Source organism: Streptomyces sp. XY431 (assembly GCF_001279805.1).
Lineage (GTDB): Bacteria > Actinomycetota > Actinomycetes > Streptomycetales > Streptomycetaceae > Kitasatospora > Kitasatospora purpeofusca.
This window is the reverse complement of record NZ_LGDO01000019.1, coordinates 1-19,265: the sequence shown is the minus strand read 5'-3', so window position 1 is coordinate 19,265 and position 19,265 is coordinate 1. Positions and strand designations below refer to the sequence as shown.

The following is a 19,265-nucleotide window of genomic DNA, read 5'->3' as shown; positions in this document are numbered from 1 at the left end:
CTGTGGTCCATGTCGGACGGAACAACCGGACGCACAACGGCAACCACGAAGGCGGAGCACCATGAACGGCACCACGACCACCACCACCGTCGCGGCCACCGGCGAGCGCGCCGACCTGCTGGACCAGTTCACCAAGCAGCGTCACTTCCTGCGCTACACCACCCGGGACCTGACCGACGAGCAGGCCGCGCGCCGGACCACCGCCGGTGAACTGTGCCTGGGCGGCCTCATCAAGCACGTGACGAACTGTGAGCGCACCTGGGTGGACTTCATCCTCGAAGGCCCCTCCGCGATGCCCGACTTCGCGAACATGACCCAGGAGGACCTCGACCGCCGCGCGGACGAGTTCAAGCTGCTGCCCGGCGAGACGCTCGAAGGCGTGCTCGCCGACTACGCCGAGACGGCCCGCCGCACGGACGAGCTGATCGCCGTCCTGCCCGACCTCGACGTCTCGCACCCGCTGCCGAAGGCCCCGTGGTTCGAGGCCGACCTCCGCTGGTCCGCCCGGCGGGTCCTGCTGCACGTGATCGCCGAGACCGCGCAGCACGCGGGCCACGCCGACATCCTGCGCGAGTCGCTGGACGGCGCCAAGTCCATGGGCTGAGGCCGCCTGCTCCCCCTCCTTCGTCCGGCTCCTTTGCCCGGCTGCTTTGTCCGGGACACGCTCACCAACGGCGCAGTGTCCGACACCCGGGGCGGCGGGTCCGGTAGTCAATGGCTCGTCCCATCGCCACCCGAAAGGGGTTCGCCATGACCTTCGCCAAGTCCGCCGCCCGGGCCGTCGGCTCCGTCCTGCTGTTCGCCGCCCCGCTGCTCGCGCTGCCGCTCGCCACCGCGCAGCCGGCTGCGGCCGAGGGCCCGCACAACGCGCAGGAGGCCGCCGTCTGCCGCCAGATGCTCGGCAGCTTCCTCGGTTTCGCGGGCTCGACGGCGAGTGCGGTCTGCGCCGTCCAGCCGGAGGACGGTGCGCCCACGACCCGCTGAGGCGGGGCCTGTTGCGGGGCTTGCTGCCAGGGCGTCGGCGGGTGGCCCGGGTGCGGTCGGGGTTCAAGATCGTGTCATGATGTTACTGACGGGTTATCGCATGATGTCCCGTCAGTGAACCTCGCACGACCGTAAGGAAGCACCATGCGTCGACGCATTCCCGCCCTCGTTCTGACCGCCGTCCTGGCCGGCGGCGGCCTGGCCACCGTGGCCCAGGTCGCCACCGCCCAGCCCGCGGCGGCCGGTTCGATCAAGGTCAACATCAACCAGCTGCGCCAGCAGGTCTCCGACCTGCGCCAGAAGGCCGCCACCCTGGACCACTACGGCATGTACGCCGAGGCCGCCAAGGCCCGGGCCGAGGCCAACGCCATCCAGCGCCGGATCGACCAGCTGGAGAAGTCCGAGCGCGAGTCCGGCCGCCGCTTCTGACGGTCGCACACCTTCTGGCGGTCCCGTACCGACAGCCGCACACCGACGGCGCCGTTCGTCCCGCCCGCCAGGGCCGGGGCGAGCGGCGCCGCCGCATGCGGTCAGTCCCACAGGGGCGCGAGCGCCCGTTCGAGGTCGGCCGGCTCCCGGAAGTGGACGGCCGCCATGCCGAGCCGCCCGGCCGCCGCCGCGTTGGTCGCGCTGTCGTCCACGAACAGGCACTGCCGCTCCGCCACCCCCGCCCGCTCGGCGGCGACCCGGAAGATCGCCGGGTCCGGCTTGGCCGCCCCGACCCGGGCGCTGTTGACGACGTTCTCCGCCAGATCGGCCAGCCCGAGCGCCGCCAGGTCCTCCTCCAGCCACAGCGTCGCGTTGCTCACCAGCAGCACCGGCACCCGGCGCTTCGCCCGTCGCAGCAGCTCCACCACCTCGCCGTCGACGCGGCCCGGGGAGCCGGTGAGCGCGGCCGCCAGGGCCGCCGCCCGCCCGGCCGGCAGGCCGGTCGCCAGGGCCCGGGTGATCTCCGCCGTCCACTCCGGCCGGCTCAATGTCCCCAGCCTCAGCCGCCGCCCCAGCTCCTCGGTGAACGCCAGCCCGACGGTCGTGCCCGCGGCCAGCCCGGCCGCCGCCTCCAGGCGGTCCACCTCGCGGTGGTCGGGGAACCGGATCACACCGTCGATGTCGCAGAGCACGGCGCCGGGCGCCTGGGAGGTCGTCATCGGACCGGTGTACCACGCGGGGCTCGCGCCCTGTTCGCGCGCCGTGATGCGCCGGGCACGAATCGGCCATGTCGGAGCGAAGGCCGGGAGCCCGTTGGTGGTAGGGCCTCCGGGGGTGTGCGGCGGGTGACGGAGGCCGCCGGGCCCGCGTGTCGCCCGTTGCCGGGTGGCCGGATATCCGCTCGACCTTGCGGGGCACCGATGGTTAGTGTCGGATCGCACTGTCAGTGACTGATCCGTCACGCACGGCATGTGCGTCCGGACGCGTCGACGGCGCGGCCGGGCGTCGGCCGTCCCACCGCTCGAAGGGGAGCACCGCATGCGATCCATCACGACGACCAGGCCGCTCGTCGCACTCGGCGTGGCCCTCGGCATCGCCGTCGGCGGCGTGGCCGCCGCGGGCGCGGCCACCACCGCCACGGCGGCCACCACCTCCGCCGCGGCCGCCCCGGCCGTGCGCGCCGTCCAGAACTTCGGGCTCAGCTCCGCGCAGGCCAAGAACGTGCAGAACTGGCTGAAGCAGAACTGGGGTTACAACGGCGGCATCGACGGCCAGCTCGGCCCCGAGAGCTGGAAGGCGTTCCAGCGCAACCTCAAGGAGTTCTGGGGCTACCCCGGCGCCATCGACGGCATCCCCGGCACCGAGACGGTCAAGGCGCTGCAGCGCCTGCTGAAGGACGGCGGCTGGGGCTACACCGGCGCGATCGACGGCATCGCGGGCGAGGGCACCCGGGCCGCGTTCCGGAGCTTCGCCGACGGCATCTGACCGCCGGGCCCCCGAGCCCCGAGTCCCCGAGCCCCGGAGCCCGGACGCCCCGGGGTGCGGCCCGCCGCCGACCGTCGGCGGACCGCGCCCCGGGGCCGGGCCAGGTGCGGTAAGGTGACTGCCGCCGCAGAGGAAACGCGAAGAACGGGGAGGTGAGAACCCATGACCGCTGTGCCGGATCGGGTGCTCCCCGGCCGTGACCACGGCGCCCTCACGCAGGTGAACGTCCGGCCCTGAGGCCGGCCGTACCGCGTGGGAGCGTCCGCCGTCCGGCGAGATGTGCGCGGAGAGCCCCGGGTCGGACGATGTCCTCCCACCTGTGCTCCGAGGGGTTCCCTTGCCTGTCCACCTGTCCGCCTCCCTCCGCTCGTCCGTGACCGCCAGGCTGCGTGCCGCCGGCTGCGTCTTCGCCGAGGACGAGGCACACATCCTGCTCTCCGCCGCCGAGACCCCCGCCCGGCTGGCCGCCATGGTCCGCGACCGCGCCGCCGGCCGTCCGCTCGAACACGTCGTCGGCTGGGCCGAGTTCGCCGGTCTGCGGATCGCCGTCGACCCCGGGGTGTTCGTGCCCCGCCGGCGCAGCGAGTTCCTGGTCCGCACCGCCGCCGCACTCGCGCGCGAGCACGCGCAGGTCGTCGATCTCTGCTGCGGCAGCGGTGCCCTCGGCGCTGCGCTCGCCGCCGAGGTCGGCCACCCCGTCCGGCTGTGCGCGGCCGACCTCGATCCGGCCGCCGTCCGCTGCGCGCGCCGCAACCTGTCCGGACCCGCCGCCCCCGGCACCGAGGTGTTCGAGGGCGACCTCTTCGACGCCCTGCCGGCCGGCCTGCGCGGCCGGGTGGACGTGCTGCTCGCCAACGTCCCCTACGTGCCCACCGCCGACATCGAGTTCCTCCCGGCCGAGGCCCGGGTGCACGAGGCCCGGCCGGCCCTGGACGGCGGCGCCGACGGCCTCGACGTGCTGCGCCGGGTCGCCGCCGAGGCCCCGCACTGGCTGGCCCCGGGCGGGGCGCTGCTGTTCGAGACCAGCGACCAGCAGGCCGAGGCGGCCCTCGGGGTGGTCGCGGCGGCCGGGCTCACCGCCGCCCTCGGCTACGACGAGGACCTCGACGCCACCGTGGTGACGGCCGTCCGGCCGCTGCTCGGGACGCCGTAGCCGCACGGGTCGGACCGTCGCGGCCCGCCGCGACGGTCCGACCCGGGTGCCCTCCGCAGTGCCGTAGACGCTTGCACATGCGGCTGAGCGCGATGACCATGTCGGCGCGGTGGCGCGCGGAGTTGACTGATGCCCATGAACGAGAACACGAACAGCAGCCAGCAGCCCGCCGCCACCACCACCCCCACCACCGCCCGGACCGTCCTGGTCACCGGCGGAACCGGCAAGACCGGCCGACGGGTCGCCGAGCGCCTCACCGCCCTCGGCCACACCGCCCGGATCGGCTCGCGCACCGCGCCGGTCCCGTTCGACTGGGCGGACGACACCACCTGGGACGCCGCGCTGGAGGGCGTCGACGCCGCCTACCTCGCCTACTACCCCGACCTCGCCTTCCCCGGCGCCGTGGAGACCGTCGGTGCCTTCGCCCAGCGGGCCGCCAAGGCGGGCGTCGGCCGCCTGGTCCTGCTCTCGGGGCGCGGCGAGGAGGCGGCGCAGGCCGCGGAGGCGGCGGTCGCCGAGGCCGGCACCGGCTGGACCGTGGTCCGCTGCGCCTGGTTCGACCAGAACTTCTCCGAGAGCTTCTTCCTGGAGCCGGTGCTCGCCGGCGAACTGGCGCTGCCGACCGGGGTCGCCGTCGAGCCGTTCGTCGACGTCGACGACATCGCGGACGTCGCCGCGGCGGCGCTCACCGAGGACGGCCACGACGGCGAGGTCTACGAGCTGACCGGCCCGCGCCTGCTCTCCTTCGCGGACGTGGCCGCCGAACTGTCGGCGGCGACCGGGCGCGAGATCCGGTTCACGGCGGTCTCCCTGGAGGAGTACCGCGCGGTGCTGGCCACCGTCGGCCTGCCGGGCGAGTTCGCCGACCTGTTCTCGATGGTCCTGGACGGCCGCAACGCCCATCTGGCGGACGGCGTCCGGCGCGCGCTCGGCCGCCCGCCGCGCGACTTCGCGGACTACGCGCGGGCGGCCGCGGCGTCCGGTGCCTGGAACGTCTGAACCCTCAGGCTCGCCCCGCTTCCGCAGGTCCGGGGATCCGCCCGCCGCGCCGCGATCCCCGGACCGCCCTCCGCACCTCTGCCCCTCCGCACCTCTGCCCCTCCACTCCTCCGCCTCTCCACACCCTTGACAGCCTCCACACCTTCCGGAGCCCGCCATGTCCGCCGCCCTCGGTGCCGCCCCCGTCCGTGACCTCGCCGCCGCGACCACCACCGCCTCCCGCGTCGTCGGCCCGGTGCTGGCCACCGCCACCGCCGCGACCGGCCTGATGGCCGGCCTCTTCTTCGCCTTCGACGTCGCCGTCATGCCCGGTCTCGCCGCCGGCGACGACCGCACCTTCGTGACCGCGATGCAGCACATCAACGCCTCGATCCTCAACCCGGTCTTCGGGGCCGTCTTCGTCGGCGCCCTCGCGGTGCCCGCCGTCGGCACCTGGCTGCTGCACCGCTCCGGGCAGCGTGCCGCCACCCTCTGGACGGCGGTGGCGACCCTGCTCTACCTCGCCGCCCTCGTGCTCACCTCCGCCGTCAACGTCCCGCTCAACGACCGGCTCGCCGCGGCCGGCGACCCCGCCGCCGTCACCGACCTGGCCGCCGTGCGCGCCGCCTTCGAGCCGACCTGGACGACGTCCAACATCGCCCGCACGGTGCTCTGCACGGCCGCCGCCGTCGCCCTCACCCGCGCGCTGCTGCTGCACCGCCGCCCGGGGGCCCGTTGACCGGGGGCTTGTGGACCGGCAGCGTGCGGACGACCGCCCGCCGGCCGCTGACCGCCCGTCACCCGTGCCCGGTCCGGCCGACGTCATCGACACCCGCCGCACCGCCGCGTCTAGGCTGTCCCCTCATGGACACCCTGACCGGGCTGCTCGACGGCCCCAAGGCCCGTGGCGCGTTCCTGCTGCGCTCCGTCCTCAGCACGCCCTGGGCCCTGCGGATCGAGGACCGCGCGCCGCTGTCGCTGATCACCATGCTGGACGGCGCGGCCTGGATCCTGCCCGACGGGGCGGAGCCGGTCCTGGTGCGGCCGGGGGACCTCGCCCTGCTGCGCGGGCCGGAGGCGTACACGGTCGCCGACCACCCGCGGAGCGAGCCGGACATCCTGATCGGCCCCGGGCAGATCTGCTCCCGGGACGGCGCCAGCGTCGCCACCTCGATGGCGCTGGGCGTGCGGACCTGGGGCGAGACCCGTCCGGACGACGAGCGTCCCTCGGTCATGCTGTCCGGCACCTACCTGGCGGAGCACGAGATCGGCCGCCGGCTGCTGGGCCACCTGCCGACACTGCTGGTGCGGCCCGCCGGGGTGGACACCACCGTGGACACCCTGGTCCAGCTGCTCGCCACCGAGGTCACCCGGGCCGAGCCGGGGCAGGAAGTGGTGCTGGACCGGCTGCTGGACCTGCTGGTGGTCGGGGTGCTGCGGAGCTGGCTCGCCGCCCCGGACGGCGAGGCGCCCGGCTGGCTGCGCGCCCAGGCGGACGAGGTGGTGGGCCCGGCGCTGCGGCTGCTGCACGACGATCCGGCCCGGCCGTGGACGGTGGCGGCGCTCGCCACCGAGGTCGGGGTCTCCCGGGCGGGGCTGGCCCGGCGGTTCACCGCGCTGGTCGGCGAACCGCCGATGGCGTACCTGGCGAACTGGCGGCTGGCGGTGGCGGCGGACCTGCTGCGCGACCCGGGGCTGACCGTCGCGGCGGTGGCCCGCCGGGTCGGGTACGGCGACGCGTTCGCGCTGAGCACCGCGTTCAAGCGGGTGCGCGGGCTCACCCCGCAGGAGCACCGCCGGCTGGCGGCCTCCGCCGAGGCGGGCGACCTGCCGGGCGGCGTGCCGGGTGAAGCGGCGGACCACGCGACGGGCGGCATCGCGGCCGAGCAGTCGTCGACGGCGGCGCCGTCGGCAGCGGTCCCGACCACGGTGGTGCTGGCGGCCGGTTGAACGAGCGGCGGAGCGGCGCGGGTGCGTCGCCGCACCCGCGCCGACCCGGCTCAGCTCGGCCGCAGGTGGCAGTGCAGCACCAGCGCCCAGCAGAGGAAGCCGAGCGCTGCCGTGGACAGCAGCGCCCGCGCCGCGTTCCACCGCGCCCACTTGGCGCGGAACGACCCGCACATCCGCACCGGCTGCCCGGCCCGGCCCAGTTGGGCGGTCAGGCTCAACTCCCGGGCCCGGCCGAGTTCTCCGGCCTGCTGCGCCAGCGCCTGGTTCAGCGGGAGGTTCACCATCCTGGTCAGCACCAGGGAAGCGGTGTAGCAGACCAGCGCGCCGACGGCCGCCGGCAGCACCCGGCGGCCGTCGCTCGGCAGGTGCAGCACGACCGCCACGCTCGTGAACACCAGTGCCCCGACGAATCCCACCAGGAACCACCCGTTGAGGATCGCCACGTTGAGCCGCTGCATCACCTGGGCGACCATGAAGTCCCCGGTGCTGCCGAGCCCCGGTGTCACCGAGCAGGCGTACGTGTAGAACAGTCCGGCGGTCAGTCCGGTGGTGACCGTCGCCGCCACCAGTGCGAAGACCCGCATCGCCTCCATGTCGTCCTTGCCCCCGTTCATTCGCCCGGCACCGCCCGGTTGGAGCGGCCCCGCGTGCCGATCATCCGTCATCGAACTGCCGTTTGCCCACCTAATTGGCGGATACACACCCGATGATGACGGATGGTCATGTCAATCGCGGCCGGATCCCGTCGCGGAGGCGGATCCTCCGGTGCGCGGGGCGAGCGCGGCGTACAGGGACTTGACGCTCCAGTGGCCGGCCGCGCCCGGCCGGGTGGTCAGATAGACGGCCGCCCGGCGCGCGGACCAGCCGTGCGCCTCGACCAGTCCGGCGGCGATGGTGCGCAGGTAGCGGGCGCGCGGGGCGTTCAGTTCGGCCTCGGCGAGCGTCCACGGGGCGGTGAAGGTCAGCACCGGGAGGCCGTCCAGGGTGCCGAGGCAGACCAGGGTCTGGTAGCGGCCCGGCCCCTGCCGGTCGCGGCCGGTCCGCAGCACGGTTCCCAGGTCGAGGTCCGCGCCCGGCCCGCCGCCCATCTCCTGGGCGGCGATGTCGCTGAACTGCCCGGCCGTCAGCAGATGGGCGCGGGCGGGCACGGTGCCGGGTCCGTGCGGGTCGTAGAACGCCATGCCGCCGCCCCAGACCCGCGACTCCAGGGCGAAGTAGAGACTTCCGGGCAGTCGAACGGGCACCGACCGCAGCGGCGGCCGGCCGTCCCGGCAGCCGGGGTACTCCCTGGCACCGTCGGCCGGCCGCCCGCCGCCCAAGTAGCAGGCGAGCCGCTCGGTGTGCATGTTCGAACCGTAGGCGGCGTACCAGACCGGATCGTCCCGGCCCGGGGCGGCCGCGGCGGTCGCCGGGTCGACGGGCCATTGGAACGGCAGGATCGGTCCGTTCGGTCGGATTGATCGGATCGGTCGGATCGGCAGGGAGTCCTCCACGGCCGGTGACGCTACCCGCCCTCGGGTGCGTTACTCATGGAGCACACTTTCGTGTGGACCGGGCATGGCGGCCCGGGGCCGGGGGGTAGGCCACCGGCATGACGACCTGTGGCGTCCGCCCACTCGGGCACGCGGCCGGTGCCGGGGACGGCCGTCACCGGGTACCGGCAGGGCCGTCGGCTCAGCCGGCGGTCGGGCCCGTGCTCGGTTTCGGGCCCGTGCTCGGTCCCGGGGCGGGTCGGGTGCCGGCGACGGCGCGGCCGGAGGCGCGGGCGGCCAGGGCCTGCCGGGCCCGGTCCGCGCGGTCGGCGCCGGCTGCGGCGTCCAACTCCCCGCCGTAGGGCTGGAACCACGCCCAGTCGGTGATCTCCCCGTCCGGGCAGCCGAGTCGGACCGTCTCGGGGTCGGCGGTGCCGAAGTCGTGGAAGAACTGGACGATCGGGTGGTCCGCCCCCGGCTCGGGGTGTCGCCAGAACACCGCCAGCAGCGGTCCGGCCGACCGGTCGAGGCCGGTCTCCTCGCGCAGCTCGCGGGCCGCCCCGGTCGGCGAGTCCTCGTGGGTGTCGAGCACACCCCCGGGGAAGTTCCAGGCCGCGGCCCGCGGCCGCCGGTCCGGTTCCCGGACCCGGGGCTTGACCATCAGCAGCCGCCCGTCCGGGGCGGTCACCACGGCGGCCGTGCACAGCCACGAGCGCGGGGTGGTGGCCAGCCACTGGCTGCGCGGCAGATGCGGCCGCGCGGGGCCGTGGGCACGCAGGAACCGCACCGTCTCGGGGGTGACGCCCGGCAGGTTGTCCGTGAAGAACCAGGCATGCGTGCTGTGCCGGGGGAGCGTGAGCCGGTCCAGTGCGCCGGGTACGTGCGCCGACAGCGCGTACACATGCCGCAGCGCCGACTCCGTGGCGTCCTCGAACACCCCGACCGGGCGCCCCGCCGTCCCGGCCACCCCACAGCTCTCGGCCAGCGCCCGGACGGCGCCCCGAGCCGGGTCCTCGCCCGGGCGCACGGCGGCGGACGGCAGCTCCCAGCGGCCGTCCGGCCGGCGCAGCAGCAGGACCCGGCCGAGCGGGTCGGCCACGAGCGCACCGGCGACCGGGGGGGGGGCGGGGGCCGGGGCGGGGGCGGAGGTAGCGGGCATGTCGGGAACGGATGCGCCGACGACGGACGGGTCCGCGCCGGGAGCCCCGGTCGGCGGGAGGGGACGGGACGAACGGTGCACCTGGAGGTCTCCTTGGGCGAGGGGGATCAACGGGGCAGGGGCGGGAGGACCGGACCGGGCGTCAGGGGGCGCCCTCCGGCCGCCGCCCGGGTCCGAGGGCCGGCCGCAGGTACCCGCCCACCGGTCCGCCGCCTCCGGCCGGTCTTTCCGCTCCGCTTCCGCCCACGTCCATTCGGTCGCCTCCGTCCGTCCACGGTGCCTGCCTGGCCGCGCCGGGTGTTCCCGGCGGCCCCTACCCGCCGCGGTCCGGTGCGGAACGCCCGCCGCCGGACCCGTCACCGGATCCCGGGGTTCGCCCCCTTCCCACCGGTCACGCCCCTCACCGTTCACGCCGCTCACTGTTCCCCGCCCGGCGGGGGAGTCGGGCACACCGCGGCGGGGTGCCCCGGCGGGGCCGGGTGGCCCAGCAGCGACCAGAGCACCCACCCCGTCAGCCCGGTGCGCACCACGACGACCCGGCTCCAGCGCGTTCCGAGCGCGGAGATCCAGGTGTCGACGATCTCCACCCGCTCCCCGCAGTGGGCGAGGCCCAGCACCGCGCCGTCGACCGAGTGCTCGCGCCGCACATTGGCGGCGTTCACCGTGACCACCCAACCGCGTGGACCGTTCTGCGGCGGCGGTCCGGCGTGCCGCTCCGGTGGCGGAGGGTGTTCGGTCCCGGCGGCCATCGCCGGGAGGACGAGGATCAGAAGGGAGAGCGCGGTCCAGCTGACCCTTCCGAGGTGTGCAGGCATACCGGGCACAACGAGCCGATCCGGCGGCGGCCGACCGTGCATGCCCACGGCCACCCGGAAGGCCGCTCCGGCTCGCTCGGGCGGGTGCAATCACCACCCCGCCCGTGCCCTCCGGAGCCCCGCCCCGTTCCGATGTCCCGCCATGCCTCCGGCTCGGGCCCGGATCGGACAAGGACCGGGCGTCCACGGACTGTTCGGCCGCCCCGGCCGGTCGGCCCGCCCCGGTCGCGGGCCCCTACGATGGCGGCCATGAACACTGGGGGGCCGGAGACACGGCTCATCGACAACCGCTTCGAACTGCTGGAACGCCTCGGTGGCGGCGGCATGGGACTGGTCTGGCGGGCCCGTGACACCATGCTGCACCGCGAGGTCGCACTCAAGGAGGTCCGCCCGCCGGACCCGGCGATGGCCGCGGCCAACCCCGAGGCCGCCCACGAGCTGCGCGAGCGGGTCCTGCGCGAGGCCCGTGCGCTCGCCCGCCTCCAGCACCCGCACGTCGCGGTGATCCACCACATCGTCGACACCCCCGACCACCCCCACCCCTGGCTGGTCATGGAGTTGGTGAGCGGCGGCAGCCTCGCCGACCGGATCGCCCGCGGCCCGCTCACCGTCCCGGAGGCCGCCCGGATCGGCCGAGGGGTGCTCTCCGCGCTGCGCGCCGCCCACGCGGCCGGCATCCAGCACCGCGACGTCAAGCCCGGCAACGTGCTGCTGCGCGCCGACGGCACGCCCGTCCTCACGGACTTCGGCATCGCCGCGATGCAGGACGCCAACACCGCGCTCACCGCCACCGGCGCGCTGATCGGCTCGCCCGAGTACATCGCCCCGGAGCGGATACGCGGCGAGGAGGGCAACCCGTCCTCCGACCTGTGGTCGCTCGGCATGCTGCTGTACGTCGCCGTCGAGGGCCACCACCCGCTGCGCCGCGGCACCACGCTGGCCACCCTCGCGGCCGTCCTGGACGAGCCGTTGCCGCCGCCGACCCGTTCGGGTCCGCTGGGGCCGGTGCTGGCCGCCGTACTGGCCCGCAACCCGGCGGTGCGGCCGGACGCCGCGCAGCTCGACCAGGCCCTCGCCGCCGCCGAGGCGAACGCCGGCGCCGGCGGGGCGGGGCAGCCGTCCTGGCAGCCCACCTTCCTGGACTCCGCCCGCCCGCCGGTGGGCCCGGAGCCCACCGCGGCCTTCGGCACGCCGAACCCCGCCTTCGATACGTCGAACCCCGCCTTCGGCACCCCGAATCCTGCTTTCGACGCCCCGCAGACCGGCTACGGCGCTCCGCCCGCCGGTTACGCGACCCCGAACCCCGCCTACGGAAGCGAACCCGCCACCGACGGAGGGCATTTCGGCGGTACCGGCACCCAGTACCTGGGCGCCACCGGCCCCGCCGAGCCCCCGCCGCGGCCCGCCCGCCGCCGCACCGGTGCCACCATGACCCTCGCCGTCGCGGGCGTGGCCCTGACGAGCGTGCTCGTCTGGACGCTCCGGCCGGACGGCAACGGTTCGAGCGGCACCGGCGGCACCGGCTCTGCCCCCAAGGGAACGAACGCGCCCGCCGACCCGGGCGGCCCCCCGGCCTCGCCCGGAACGGCCGCGCCCACCGCCCCGGACACGACCGCCTCCGCCGCCCCCACGGCGAAGCCCTCGCCGAGCGCGCCGAAGACCACCGCGTCGGCCAAGGACCTGCTCACCCCGGACGGCGTGCGCACCGTCGTCGCCGCGATCACCGCGCAGAGCGGCACCACCAAGGTCAAGCGGCTCTCCGTCTACCCGGAGTACGCGAGCGCCCAGGTCCCCACGGCCGACGGCCGCGGCTACGACTGGTACGACTACCGCAACGGCAATGTCGCCAAGCGCGTCGGTGGGACGATGGGCAATGACAAGCCGGTCGACCTCGCGCAGTACGACTGGGACACCGTCCCGGCCCTGCTGAAGAAGGCCAACGAGACCCTCAACGTCAAGAACCCGACCAGCCGTTACCTGCTGATCGACATGTGGTCCGACGGCTATCAGTGCATCCGGGTCTACCTGTCCGACGACTACCACAACGGTGGCTACCTGCTGGCGGACAACAAGGGGACCGTGCGCCGCACCCTCCCCGCCGACTGACCCGGCCGACTGACCCTGCCGCCTGGCCCGGCCGCCTGGCCCGGCCGCCTGGCCCGGCCGCCTGGCCCGGCCGACCGACCCCGCCGCCGTCCGGGTCCGCCCGGACGGGCCCCGGCGGGCCCGGTAGGCCCACGGACGGTGGCGGGCGGCCCCGCCCCGGACGATGCTGGACTGGTCCCGGGGCTTCCCGGCAGGCCTCCTCGACGGGTGTCACCGGCGGTCGTTCCCGGTGGTCGCCCCGGCGGGGGCCTCCGGCGGCCCCGGTGTCCCACCCCCGAGCGAGGAGCCGTCGCGACCATGAGCGAGAACCACCACGTCCTGCTGCTCGACTTCACCGACAGCGTCGCCTGCCGCGCCGCCTTCGACGAGGCCGCGCACCTGCCGGGCCTGCGGCAGTCCGCGATCGTCGAGCGCGAGGCGGACGGCACCCTGGACTTCCCGGCCAGCCAGGTCCGCGGCGCCGGCGCGCCGACGGTCGGTGCGGGGGTGGCCGGGGGACTCGCCGGGCTGCTCGGCGGGCCGATCGGCGTCCTGCTGGGCTGGGTGGCCGGGACCGCGCTCGGCAACGCCGCCGAGACCTGGCGCGACAAGGAGGGCGGCGCGGGCCTGATCGTCCTGAGCGAGGAGGTGGAGGACGGCCACTGCATGCTGGTGCTGGACGTCGTCGAGTCCTCCCCGGAGCCCGCCGACGCGCTGGCGGCCCGCCACGGCACCACCCCGCGCCGCCTCCCCGCCGCCGAGCTGGCCGCCCGGGTCAAGGCGGCCCGCCGCGCCGCCGAGGAGGCGTAGGGGGCGCAGGAGGCGTAGGGGCCCGGTGCCGTCGCCCGCGGGCTCGGGCTCAGGGCGCAGGGCTCAGGCGAGGGCCGAGGCCAGCAGGGCGAAGGCGGCGACGATGACGGCGACCCGGGCGTAGTGGTAGCGGTCCCAGCGGTTCTGCTGCTCCTTCCAGTCCGCGGGCCGGTTCTCGGGCGTCCAGGTCTTGCTCCGGTTGTTGATCGGGACGAGCAGCAGGACCGACATGAGCACACTCAGGACCAGCAGGGCGGCGGCGACCACGACCAGGCCGGCGCCGGGGTGGTGCCGACCGGCGACGGCCCAGACCGCGCTCAGCGCGACCGAGGTGACGTACCAGACCGGCATCAGGGCGCCGAGCATCCGGCCCCCGTGGGCGCGGCCGAGCTGGCCGGCGTCCTCGGGCAGTCCGCCGAGGATCGGGTTGACGACGAAGGCGACGCAGAACTCCACGCCCACCATCACGCCGACGACCACGGTGGTGAAGACCTCAAGTGCGTTGAGCATGATGACTCCTCCTGGGATCTAGCGCTGCTAGCTGTTGAGGCAACGCTAGACCTACTGCCGCTCGATTGTCTAGCGGTGCTAGGATCGAGTCATGTCGCTACAGGAACGCAAGCAGCGCGAACGGGCGGACCGCGCCCGCCTCATCGTGGCCACGGCCCGCGAACTCGCCGAGCAGCAGGGCTGGGACGCGGTCACCACCCGCCGGCTCGCCGAGCGCATCGAGTACAGCCAGCCCGTCCTCTACAGCCACTTCCGCGGCAAGCGCGAGATCATCGGCGCCGTCGCCCTGGAGGGTGCCGCCGAGATGGCCGCCGCGCTGCGCGCCGCCACCGCCGCCGCGGACGGCACCCGCGCCCGGGTCGTCGCCCTGGCCCGCGCCTACCTCGAGTTCGCGGAACGCAATCCGGCGGTCTACGACGCCATCTTCCAGCTCGACGGCGGCCTGGCGTTCGCCCGCGAGGACACCCCCGAGCCGCTGAAGGACGCCTTCGCCGCCCTGCTGGAGAGCCTCGGCGAGGTCGCCGGGGACGGCGTCCACCCGGGACTGTTCACCGAGACGTTCTGGGCGGCCCTGCACGGGCTGGCCACCCTGACCCGCGCGGGACGACTGCCGCCGGAGCACACCGGGGCCAGGGTGGAACTGCTGGTGGACCGGCTCGCCGTGCTCTGACACGCCCCCGCCCGCCGTCGGCGCTCATCGAGCGCGAACCGTTACCCGCCCCCGGCGTACGCGGACGTCGGCCGGGGGAGGCTGCGGGGCATGCGAGGGGCGGGGGAGCGGGGAGCCGTGCGGGCGGTCGTCCGCTGGGCGGGGCATCCGGGGACGCTGGCCGCGGTGGCGGTGCTGCTGTTCAACGACCACGTGGGCAAGCGGCTGTGGCCGGGCGCGGTGACCGGGAAGGTCAGCGACCTGGCGTGGATGCTGGTGTCACCGGTGGTCCTGGCGCTGCTGCTGACCCCGGTGCTGTCGCTGATACCGGTGCTGCGGCTGCGCGGGGACCGGCCCGCGATCGCGGGGCTGGCGGCGACGGGCGCGATGTTCGCCTTCGCGAAGTCCGGCCCGTGGGGCGGCGAGGTCGCTTCGGCGGTCTGGTCGTGGAGCGGGGTGCCGAGCCGGATCCAGGGCGACCGGAGCGACCTGCTGGCGCTGCCGGCGCTGGGGGTCTCCTGGTGGCTGTGGAAGCGCTCGCGTGCTGTCGGGCGGTCGTGGCGCCCGACGGCGGCCGTCGCCGTGCCGCTGGCCGTGGTGGCGATGGTGGCCACCGGGCAGTCGCCACAGACAGGCCCGGAGCGGCCTGTGCTGTGGAGCAGGGGCGGGCAGACACTGCTCGACACCCCGGGGAAGCGGTGGATCACCGAGGACGGCGGCGCGACCTGGAGGCGGACGAAGCAGAGCCGCTCGGACCGGCCCCGCCCCGACCGTAGCCAGCCGCAGAACGGCCAGTGCGCGGAGTCCCGACCCCGGTTGTGCTTCCGGCTCCGCGACGTCACCTCGCCGGTGGAGGCGAGCGAGGACGGCGGCTTCAGCTGGCACATGGTCCACGACCCCGGAATGCCGTGGCGCCGGCCTTCGCGTCCGACCCCTGGCTCGGAGCCGCCCTCGTCCTCCCTGCCCGAGGCGTCCTCCCCGTCCGGTCCCCCGTCCCCGTCCGGTCCCCCGTCCCCGTCCGGTCCCCCGTCCCCGTCCGGCACCCCGTCCCCGTCCGGCACCCCGTCCCCGTCCGTGTCACCGACCGACGTCCTGGAGCCCTACGGCGCCGAGCTGCTCGTCATCGAGGCGCCCGAGGGCTGGGTGGTGCTGGCCAACTACCCGAAAGCCGGACTGCTGCGCGGGACACCCGACGGCGTATGGACACAGCAGCAGTATCCCGATCGCAGTACCTTCGTCGCCCCCGAGCAGCCCCGCCGCTGGGCGCTGGGGCTGCCCGTCGCGGTGGCCGCCGGGTTCGCGGGCATGCTGGCGGTCGCGGCCGCCTGGCTGCTGGGTTCCGCCGCACCCGGCGAGCGCCGACGGGAACTGGTGCTCCTGCTGCTCCGTCAGGTGCTCTGCCTGTTCTGGGTCCAGCTCGCCGCCTGGCTGTGCGGCGGCGAGCTGCTGTGGAAGGTGCCCGGGGTGCTGCCGTCGGGAGTGTTGACGGTGGGGCTGCTGCCGATGCTCTGGTTCCTGCGGCGCGGCCCGAATCCGGGGCGACGCCGACTCCGCGCCCTGTCCGCGTTCGCGGCGGGGAGTGCGGTGGTGGCGCTTCTGCCCTACCTCCTGTGGGCTGCGCACCGGACGTCGGCCTGGTCGCAGGCCTCGGGCCTGACTGTCGGCTGGGCCCTGTTCACCACCCTGGCCGGCGCGGCCGTCGGCGCCCTCACCCGGCCCCCGGCCGCCCGTCCGGACGGACCTCAGGATCCGGCCGCCCCGGGACCGGCCGCCCCGGGACCGTCGGCCCCGGGAGCCTGAGCCCCGGACGGCGCCGCGTCCAGCAGGACCTGGCCCGCCGCCGTGCGGTGGTAGAGCACCGAGCGGCCCGCCCGGCGGCGCAGGGCGAGCCCGGCCTCGCGCAGGATGCGCAGATGGCGGCCGACCGAGCCCAGCGGCAGGCCGGTCAGGGCGACCAGCTGACTGGTGGTCTTCGGGGGGTCGAGCGCGACGAGCAGCTCGGCCCGGCCCCGCCCCAGCAGGGCGGCCAGCGCCTCCGGCACCGGGCGGCACTCCTCGTCCACCAGCACGCCCGAGCACGGATACACCACCGCGTACCGGCGCCCGGGCCGCGCGCGCCGCCCGTCCACCGTCGGCACGTCCCAGCAGAGCCAGCTCTGCGTCGGCGTGACCGGCACGAACAGCAGCTCGGCGGCGGTGAGTTCGCGCGGTTCAGCGGCGGGGGCGGCGACGGGTTCGGCGCCGGTCCGCAGGCCGTCGCCGCCGAGCCAGCGCATCCCCGGCCGCAGGTCGCCCAGCGCCGCCGCCCAGCCGCCCGAGCCGAGGGCGGCGGTGCGGGCCAGGATGTCCGCCTCGATGATCCGCCGGCGGCGTGCCCAGTCCGGTGCGACGGTCTCCGACCACACCCACGACAGCAGCTCGGCGGCGCGCCCGGCGAGGTCCTCGTGCCGCAGCAGGAGCGGCGGCAGGGCCGATTCGTCGGCGGCGCCCAGGGTCTCGGCCAGGTCGGCCCGGACGACGGCCGGGGGCGTCGCGCGGACCTCCGCGAGCTCCCGGGCGAACAGCGCCGCCGCGTCCGGCATCGGCGCCGCCGCCCCTGGCGCCGCCGCCCCCGGTGTCGGCGCCCCCGGCGTCGGGGTGAGGAAGGTCGCGTTCCAGCGCGGACCCAGCGCCGTCCGGACGATCGTGGCGGCGACAGGGTCGGCGGCCAGCCGCTCCCGGTAGCGGGGGAGCGCGGCCGCCAGCCACCGCCGCTCGCCGGGGTGGGCGCCGGTGCCCCGGTGGAGCGTCTTCAGTGCCGCGACCGTCTCCGCCAGCGGCGACAGCACGAACCGACTCCCCGCGAGGGTGTCCGCGTCCACCTGCCACCGGTCCACGTCCCGACCCGCCCCTCCCGAACCTCTCGCACCCCTTGCACCTCACGCACCTTTCGCGCCTGGGCGAAAAGCTAACGCGCCGCCGCCCGGGCCGGAAAGACTCCGCCGCATGCGCACCTACCGGGAGCTGTTCCACGAGCGCGAGTTCACCGCGCTGTTCCTGTTCTCCGCAGCCCAGACGGCGGCCCAGACCGTCGCCGGGCTCGCGCTCGGCGTGCTGGTGTTCCGGCGGACGGACTCGCCGTTGCTGGCGGCGCTGGCCATGTTCGGCCCGGCCTTCTCCCAACTGCTCGGCGCGGCCACGGTCCTGTCGGCCGCCGACCGGCTCCCGCCGCGCGCCGCGCTGGCCGGCCTCGGTGTGCTGCTGGCCCTCGGCACGGCCGTCCAGGCGGTGCCCGGCCTGCCGCCCTGGGCACTGTTCCCCGTGCTGCTCGCCCTCGGGGTGGCGGGCGCGGCGGGCGGCGGGGTGCGCTACGGGCTGCTCCACGAACTGCTGAGCCGGGACGGCTACCTGCTGGGCCGCTCCGCGCTGGGCCTGGCCTCCGGGCCGGTCCAGATCGGCGGCTTCGCGGTCGGCGGTGCGCTGGTGGCCGCCCTCACACCGTCCGGCGCGCTGCTCACGGCTGCCGCCCTGCACCTGCTGTCCGCCGGTGCGGCGTGGGCCGGGCTGCGTCGGCGCCCGCCCCGGGCCGCCGGGCGGCCGTCCGTCGCCGCGACGTGGCGGGCCAACGCACGGCTGTGGTCGTCTGCTCCGCGCCGGTGCGTCTACCTCGCGCTGTGGGTGCCGAACGGGCTGGTCGTGGGCGTCGAGGCGCTCTACGTGCCGTACCGGCCGGACGTGGCCGGCCTGCTGTTCGCGGTCGGGGCGCTGGGCATGCTGGTCGGGGACGTCCTTGTCGGCCGGGTGCTGCCCGCGCACCGGCGAGAGGGGCTGGCCGTCCCGCTGTGCGTCCTGCTGGCCGCGCCGTACCTGGGGTTCGCGCTGGAGCCGGGCCTGCCGGTCGCGGCGGCGCTGGTCGCGGTGGCCACCGTCGGGTACGGGGCGGGGCTGCTGCTCCAGGAACGGCTGGTCGCACTGACGCCGCCCGAGCTGAGCGGGCAGGCGCTCGGCCTGCACGGGTCCGGCATGCTGGCGATGCAGGGGGTCGGCGCGGCGGTGGCGGGCGCGTTCGCCGAACTGACCTCGGCCACCACCGCGATGGCGGGGACCGCCGCCGCCTCGCTGGCCGTCACCGCGCTGCTCGCGCCGGGCCTGCGGCGGGACGGTGTCCTCCGTCGCGCCGAGGGCGGTCGATCCGGCGTCAGTGCCACCCCGTGCCCGCAGGACTGACGCACACGCACTGACGCACACGCACTGCTAACATCCGCGCATTCCGAACAATGATCGAACAGAGTGGACGGGCGCGGTGCAGGACGAGTTGCGTAAGCACGACCAGGCGGACGGGGACGGCGCGGTGCGGCGACGACGGGTCGCCATCGGTGTGGCGGCGGGCCTGTGCGCCGTCGCGCTGGTCGGTGCGGGGGGTTGGGCGATGAGCGGGTCCGACTCCGCCGATCCGGCCCCGACCGGTTCGCCGACCGGTTCGCCGACCGGCTCCCCGACCCAGGCCGCCTCGCCGACCACCGAGCCGACCGCCGAACCGACCCTGTCGGCACCCGTGCCGGAGACTCCGTCCACCCCCGCAGCCGCCCCTGCACCGGCCGGGACCGTGCCGGAGCCGACGGCCTCGTCGAACACCCCGTCCACCGTCCCCTCCACCGTCCCCTCCACCGCCCCGACGGCCGAGCGCCCGGCCACCCGGCCCGCGACACCGGCCTCGCCGCGCCCGGCCGCCCCGTCGAAGTCCGCGCCCGCTGCCCCATCCGCCCCCGCTGCCCCGGCCGCCCCGGCCGTTCCCGCGCCACCCGCC

Annotated in this window: 20 protein-coding genes and 1 pseudogene; 14 read left to right on the top strand and 7 right to left on the bottom strand. The window is 75.8% G+C overall.

Annotated elements, in window-relative coordinates; genetic code table 11:
- The first annotated feature begins 61 nt into the window (after window positions 1-61).
- From ADK60_RS03550 to ADK60_RS03540, 3 genes are all read left to right on the top strand, one after another.
- Entirely contained in the window at window positions 62-604 is a 543-nt protein-coding gene (locus ADK60_RS03550) for a DinB family protein (RefSeq protein ID WP_053643159.1), read from the top strand.
- Between the two features lie 146 nt (window positions 605-750).
- Window positions 751-984, top strand: a complete 234-nt coding sequence (locus tag ADK60_RS03545) for a hypothetical protein (RefSeq protein WP_053643157.1) — start codon at window positions 751-753, stop codon at window positions 982-984.
- Between the two features lie 144 nt (window positions 985-1,128).
- On the top strand, window positions 1,129-1,413 hold the full coding sequence (locus ADK60_RS03540) for a hypothetical protein (protein ID WP_053643155.1): 285 nt from the start codon (window positions 1,129-1,131) through the stop codon (window positions 1,411-1,413).
- A 101-nt stretch (window positions 1,414-1,514) separates the two neighbouring features.
- Here ADK60_RS03540 and ADK60_RS03535 read toward each other — a convergent pair whose 3' ends face one another.
- Window positions 1,515-2,132 (bottom strand): HAD-IA family hydrolase, encoded by a 618-nt coding sequence (locus ADK60_RS03535; protein WP_053643152.1) that lies wholly within the window; start codon window positions 2,130-2,132, stop codon window positions 1,515-1,517.
- A gap of 319 nt (window positions 2,133-2,451) precedes the next feature.
- Here ADK60_RS03535 and ADK60_RS03530 point away from each other — a divergent pair, with 319 nt between their 5' ends.
- The 5 genes from ADK60_RS03530 (at window position 2,452) to ADK60_RS03510 (ending at window position 6,979) form a co-directional block, all read left to right on the top strand.
- Window positions 2,452-2,898, top strand: a complete 447-nt coding sequence (locus tag ADK60_RS03530; RefSeq protein WP_053643150.1) for a peptidoglycan-binding domain-containing protein — start codon at window positions 2,452-2,454, stop codon at window positions 2,896-2,898.
- Window positions 2,899-3,235: 337 nt separating this feature from the next.
- Complete coding sequence (locus ADK60_RS03525; RefSeq protein WP_053643148.1) at window positions 3,236-4,051, top strand: putative protein N(5)-glutamine methyltransferase; 816 nt, start codon at window positions 3,236-3,238, stop codon at window positions 4,049-4,051.
- 135 nt (window positions 4,052-4,186) lie between these two features.
- Entirely contained in the window at window positions 4,187-5,050 is an 864-nt protein-coding gene (locus ADK60_RS03520) for a Rossmann-fold NAD(P)-binding domain-containing protein (RefSeq protein ID WP_107094484.1), read from the top strand.
- Window positions 5,051-5,207: 157 nt separating this feature from the next.
- Window positions 5,208-5,768 carry an anthrone oxygenase family protein gene (locus ADK60_RS03515; RefSeq protein WP_079008015.1) on the top strand — a complete coding sequence of 187 codons (561 nt, stop codon included), beginning with the start codon at window positions 5,208-5,210 and terminating at the stop codon, window positions 5,766-5,768.
- A gap of 125 nt (window positions 5,769-5,893) precedes the next feature.
- Complete coding sequence (locus tag ADK60_RS03510) at window positions 5,894-6,979, top strand: AraC family transcriptional regulator (RefSeq protein WP_063783031.1); 1,086 nt, start codon at window positions 5,894-5,896, stop codon at window positions 6,977-6,979.
- Between the two features lie 50 nt (window positions 6,980-7,029).
- Here the strand turns inward: ADK60_RS03510 and ADK60_RS03505 are convergent, their stop codons facing one another.
- The 4 genes from ADK60_RS03505 to ADK60_RS03490 all read right to left on the bottom strand — a co-directional run bounded on the left by ADK60_RS03505 (window position 7,030) and on the right by ADK60_RS03490 (window position 10,425).
- A complete protein-coding gene (locus tag ADK60_RS03505; protein WP_234370930.1) occupies window positions 7,030-7,593 on the bottom strand; it encodes an anthrone oxygenase family protein in 564 nt (187 codons plus the stop codon).
- 111 nt (window positions 7,594-7,704) lie between these two features.
- The gene (locus ADK60_RS03500; RefSeq protein ID WP_053643174.1) at window positions 7,705-8,325 is read right to left on the bottom strand and encodes a hypothetical protein; all 621 of its coding nucleotides are present in this window, start codon (window positions 8,323-8,325) and stop codon (window positions 7,705-7,707) included.
- A 328-nt stretch (window positions 8,326-8,653) separates the two neighbouring features.
- Complete coding sequence (locus tag ADK60_RS03495; RefSeq protein WP_159400288.1) at window positions 8,654-9,610, bottom strand: NUDIX hydrolase; 957 nt, start codon at window positions 9,608-9,610, stop codon at window positions 8,654-8,656.
- 416 nt (window positions 9,611-10,026) lie between these two features.
- The gene (locus ADK60_RS03490; RefSeq protein ID WP_053643144.1) at window positions 10,027-10,425 is read right to left on the bottom strand and encodes an SH3 domain-containing protein; all 399 of its coding nucleotides are present in this window, start codon (window positions 10,423-10,425) and stop codon (window positions 10,027-10,029) included.
- A 249-nt stretch (window positions 10,426-10,674) separates the two neighbouring features.
- On the opposite strand from ADK60_RS03490, the gene ADK60_RS03485 reads away from it, so the two are divergent.
- Window positions 10,675-12,531, top strand: coding sequence for a serine/threonine protein kinase (locus tag ADK60_RS03485; protein WP_053643142.1), 1,857 nt, complete (start codon window positions 10,675-10,677; stop codon window positions 12,529-12,531).
- Between the two features lie 297 nt (window positions 12,532-12,828).
- A complete protein-coding gene (locus ADK60_RS03480; protein WP_053643139.1) occupies window positions 12,829-13,320 on the top strand; it encodes a hypothetical protein in 492 nt (163 codons plus the stop codon).
- A gap of 63 nt (window positions 13,321-13,383) precedes the next feature.
- Here the strand turns inward: ADK60_RS03480 and ADK60_RS03475 are convergent, their stop codons facing one another.
- Window positions 13,384-13,830, bottom strand: coding sequence for an anthrone oxygenase family protein (locus tag ADK60_RS03475; RefSeq protein ID WP_053643137.1), 447 nt, complete (start codon window positions 13,828-13,830; stop codon window positions 13,384-13,386).
- 91 nt (window positions 13,831-13,921) lie between these two features.
- Between ADK60_RS03475 and ADK60_RS03470 the strand changes: the two genes are divergently transcribed.
- Both ADK60_RS03470 and ADK60_RS03465 read left to right on the top strand, forming a co-directional pair.
- Window positions 13,922-14,500, top strand: a complete 579-nt coding sequence (locus ADK60_RS03470) for a TetR/AcrR family transcriptional regulator (protein ID WP_053643135.1) — start codon at window positions 13,922-13,924, stop codon at window positions 14,498-14,500.
- A gap of 90 nt (window positions 14,501-14,590) precedes the next feature.
- Window positions 14,591-16,279 (top strand): hypothetical protein, encoded by a 1,689-nt coding sequence (locus tag ADK60_RS03465; RefSeq protein ID WP_159400287.1) that lies wholly within the window; start codon window positions 14,591-14,593, stop codon window positions 16,277-16,279.
- Here ADK60_RS03465 and ADK60_RS03460 read toward each other — a convergent pair.
- Window positions 16,222-17,355: a winged helix-turn-helix domain-containing protein gene (locus ADK60_RS03460; RefSeq protein WP_053643131.1), complete on the bottom strand. Its 1,134-nt coding sequence runs from the start codon at window positions 17,353-17,355 to the stop codon at window positions 16,222-16,224. The two genes, ADK60_RS03465 and ADK60_RS03460, sit on opposite strands and share 58 nt — an antisense overlap.
- 109 nt (window positions 17,356-17,464) lie before the next feature.
- On the opposite strand from ADK60_RS03460, the gene ADK60_RS03455 reads away from it, so the two are divergent.
- Both ADK60_RS03455 and ADK60_RS03450 read left to right on the top strand, forming a co-directional pair.
- Entirely contained in the window at window positions 17,465-18,685 is a 1,221-nt protein-coding gene (locus tag ADK60_RS03455) for an MFS transporter (protein ID WP_053643129.1), read from the top strand.
- A gap of 88 nt (window positions 18,686-18,773) precedes the next feature.
- Window positions 18,774-19,265 (top strand): annotated as a pseudogene (locus ADK60_RS03450) (hypothetical protein); the annotation flags it as partial.

Bases quoted from the DNA above. Each gene is read 5' to 3' on its own strand.
- ADK60_RS03550 (WP_053643159.1), top strand. From the start codon at position 62: ATGAACGGCACCACGACCACCACCACCGTCGCGGCCACCGGCGAGCGC.
- ADK60_RS03545 (WP_053643157.1), top strand. From the start codon at position 751: ATGACCTTCGCCAAGTCCGCCGCCCGGGCCGTCGGCTCCGTCCTGCTG.
- ADK60_RS03540 (WP_053643155.1), top strand. From the start codon at position 1,129: ATGCGTCGACGCATTCCCGCCCTCGTTCTGACCGCCGTCCTGGCCGGC.
- ADK60_RS03535 (WP_053643152.1), bottom strand. From the start codon at position 2,132: ATGACGACCTCCCAGGCGCCCGGCGCCGTGCTCTGCGACATCGACGGT.
- ADK60_RS03530 (WP_053643150.1), top strand. From the start codon at position 2,452: ATGCGATCCATCACGACGACCAGGCCGCTCGTCGCACTCGGCGTGGCC.
- ADK60_RS03520 (WP_107094484.1), top strand. From the start codon at position 4,187: ATGAACGAGAACACGAACAGCAGCCAGCAGCCCGCCGCCACCACCACC.
- ADK60_RS03515 (WP_079008015.1), top strand. From the start codon at position 5,208: ATGTCCGCCGCCCTCGGTGCCGCCCCCGTCCGTGACCTCGCCGCCGCG.
- ADK60_RS03510 (WP_063783031.1), top strand. From the start codon at position 5,894: ATGGACACCCTGACCGGGCTGCTCGACGGCCCCAAGGCCCGTGGCGCG.
- ADK60_RS03505 (WP_234370930.1), bottom strand. From the start codon at position 7,593: ATGAACGGGGGCAAGGACGACATGGAGGCGATGCGGGTCTTCGCACTG.
- ADK60_RS03500 (WP_053643174.1), bottom strand. From the start codon at position 8,325: ATGCACACCGAGCGGCTCGCCTGCTACTTGGGCGGCGGGCGGCCGGCC.
- ADK60_RS03495 (WP_159400288.1), bottom strand. From the start codon at position 9,610: ATGCCCGCTACCTCCGCCCCCGCCCCGGCCCCCGCCCCCCCCCCGGTC.
- ADK60_RS03490 (WP_053643144.1), bottom strand. From the start codon at position 10,425: ATGCCTGCACACCTCGGAAGGGTCAGCTGGACCGCGCTCTCCCTTCTG.
- ADK60_RS03485 (WP_053643142.1), top strand. From the start codon at position 10,675: ATGAACACTGGGGGGCCGGAGACACGGCTCATCGACAACCGCTTCGAA.
- ADK60_RS03480 (WP_053643139.1), top strand. From the start codon at position 12,829: ATGAGCGAGAACCACCACGTCCTGCTGCTCGACTTCACCGACAGCGTC.
- ADK60_RS03475 (WP_053643137.1), bottom strand. From the start codon at position 13,830: ATGCTCAACGCACTTGAGGTCTTCACCACCGTGGTCGTCGGCGTGATG.
- ADK60_RS03470 (WP_053643135.1), top strand. From the start codon at position 13,922: ATGTCGCTACAGGAACGCAAGCAGCGCGAACGGGCGGACCGCGCCCGC.
- ADK60_RS03465 (WP_159400287.1), top strand. From the start codon at position 14,591: ATGCGAGGGGCGGGGGAGCGGGGAGCCGTGCGGGCGGTCGTCCGCTGG.
- ADK60_RS03455 (WP_053643129.1), top strand. From the start codon at position 17,465: ATGCGCACCTACCGGGAGCTGTTCCACGAGCGCGAGTTCACCGCGCTG.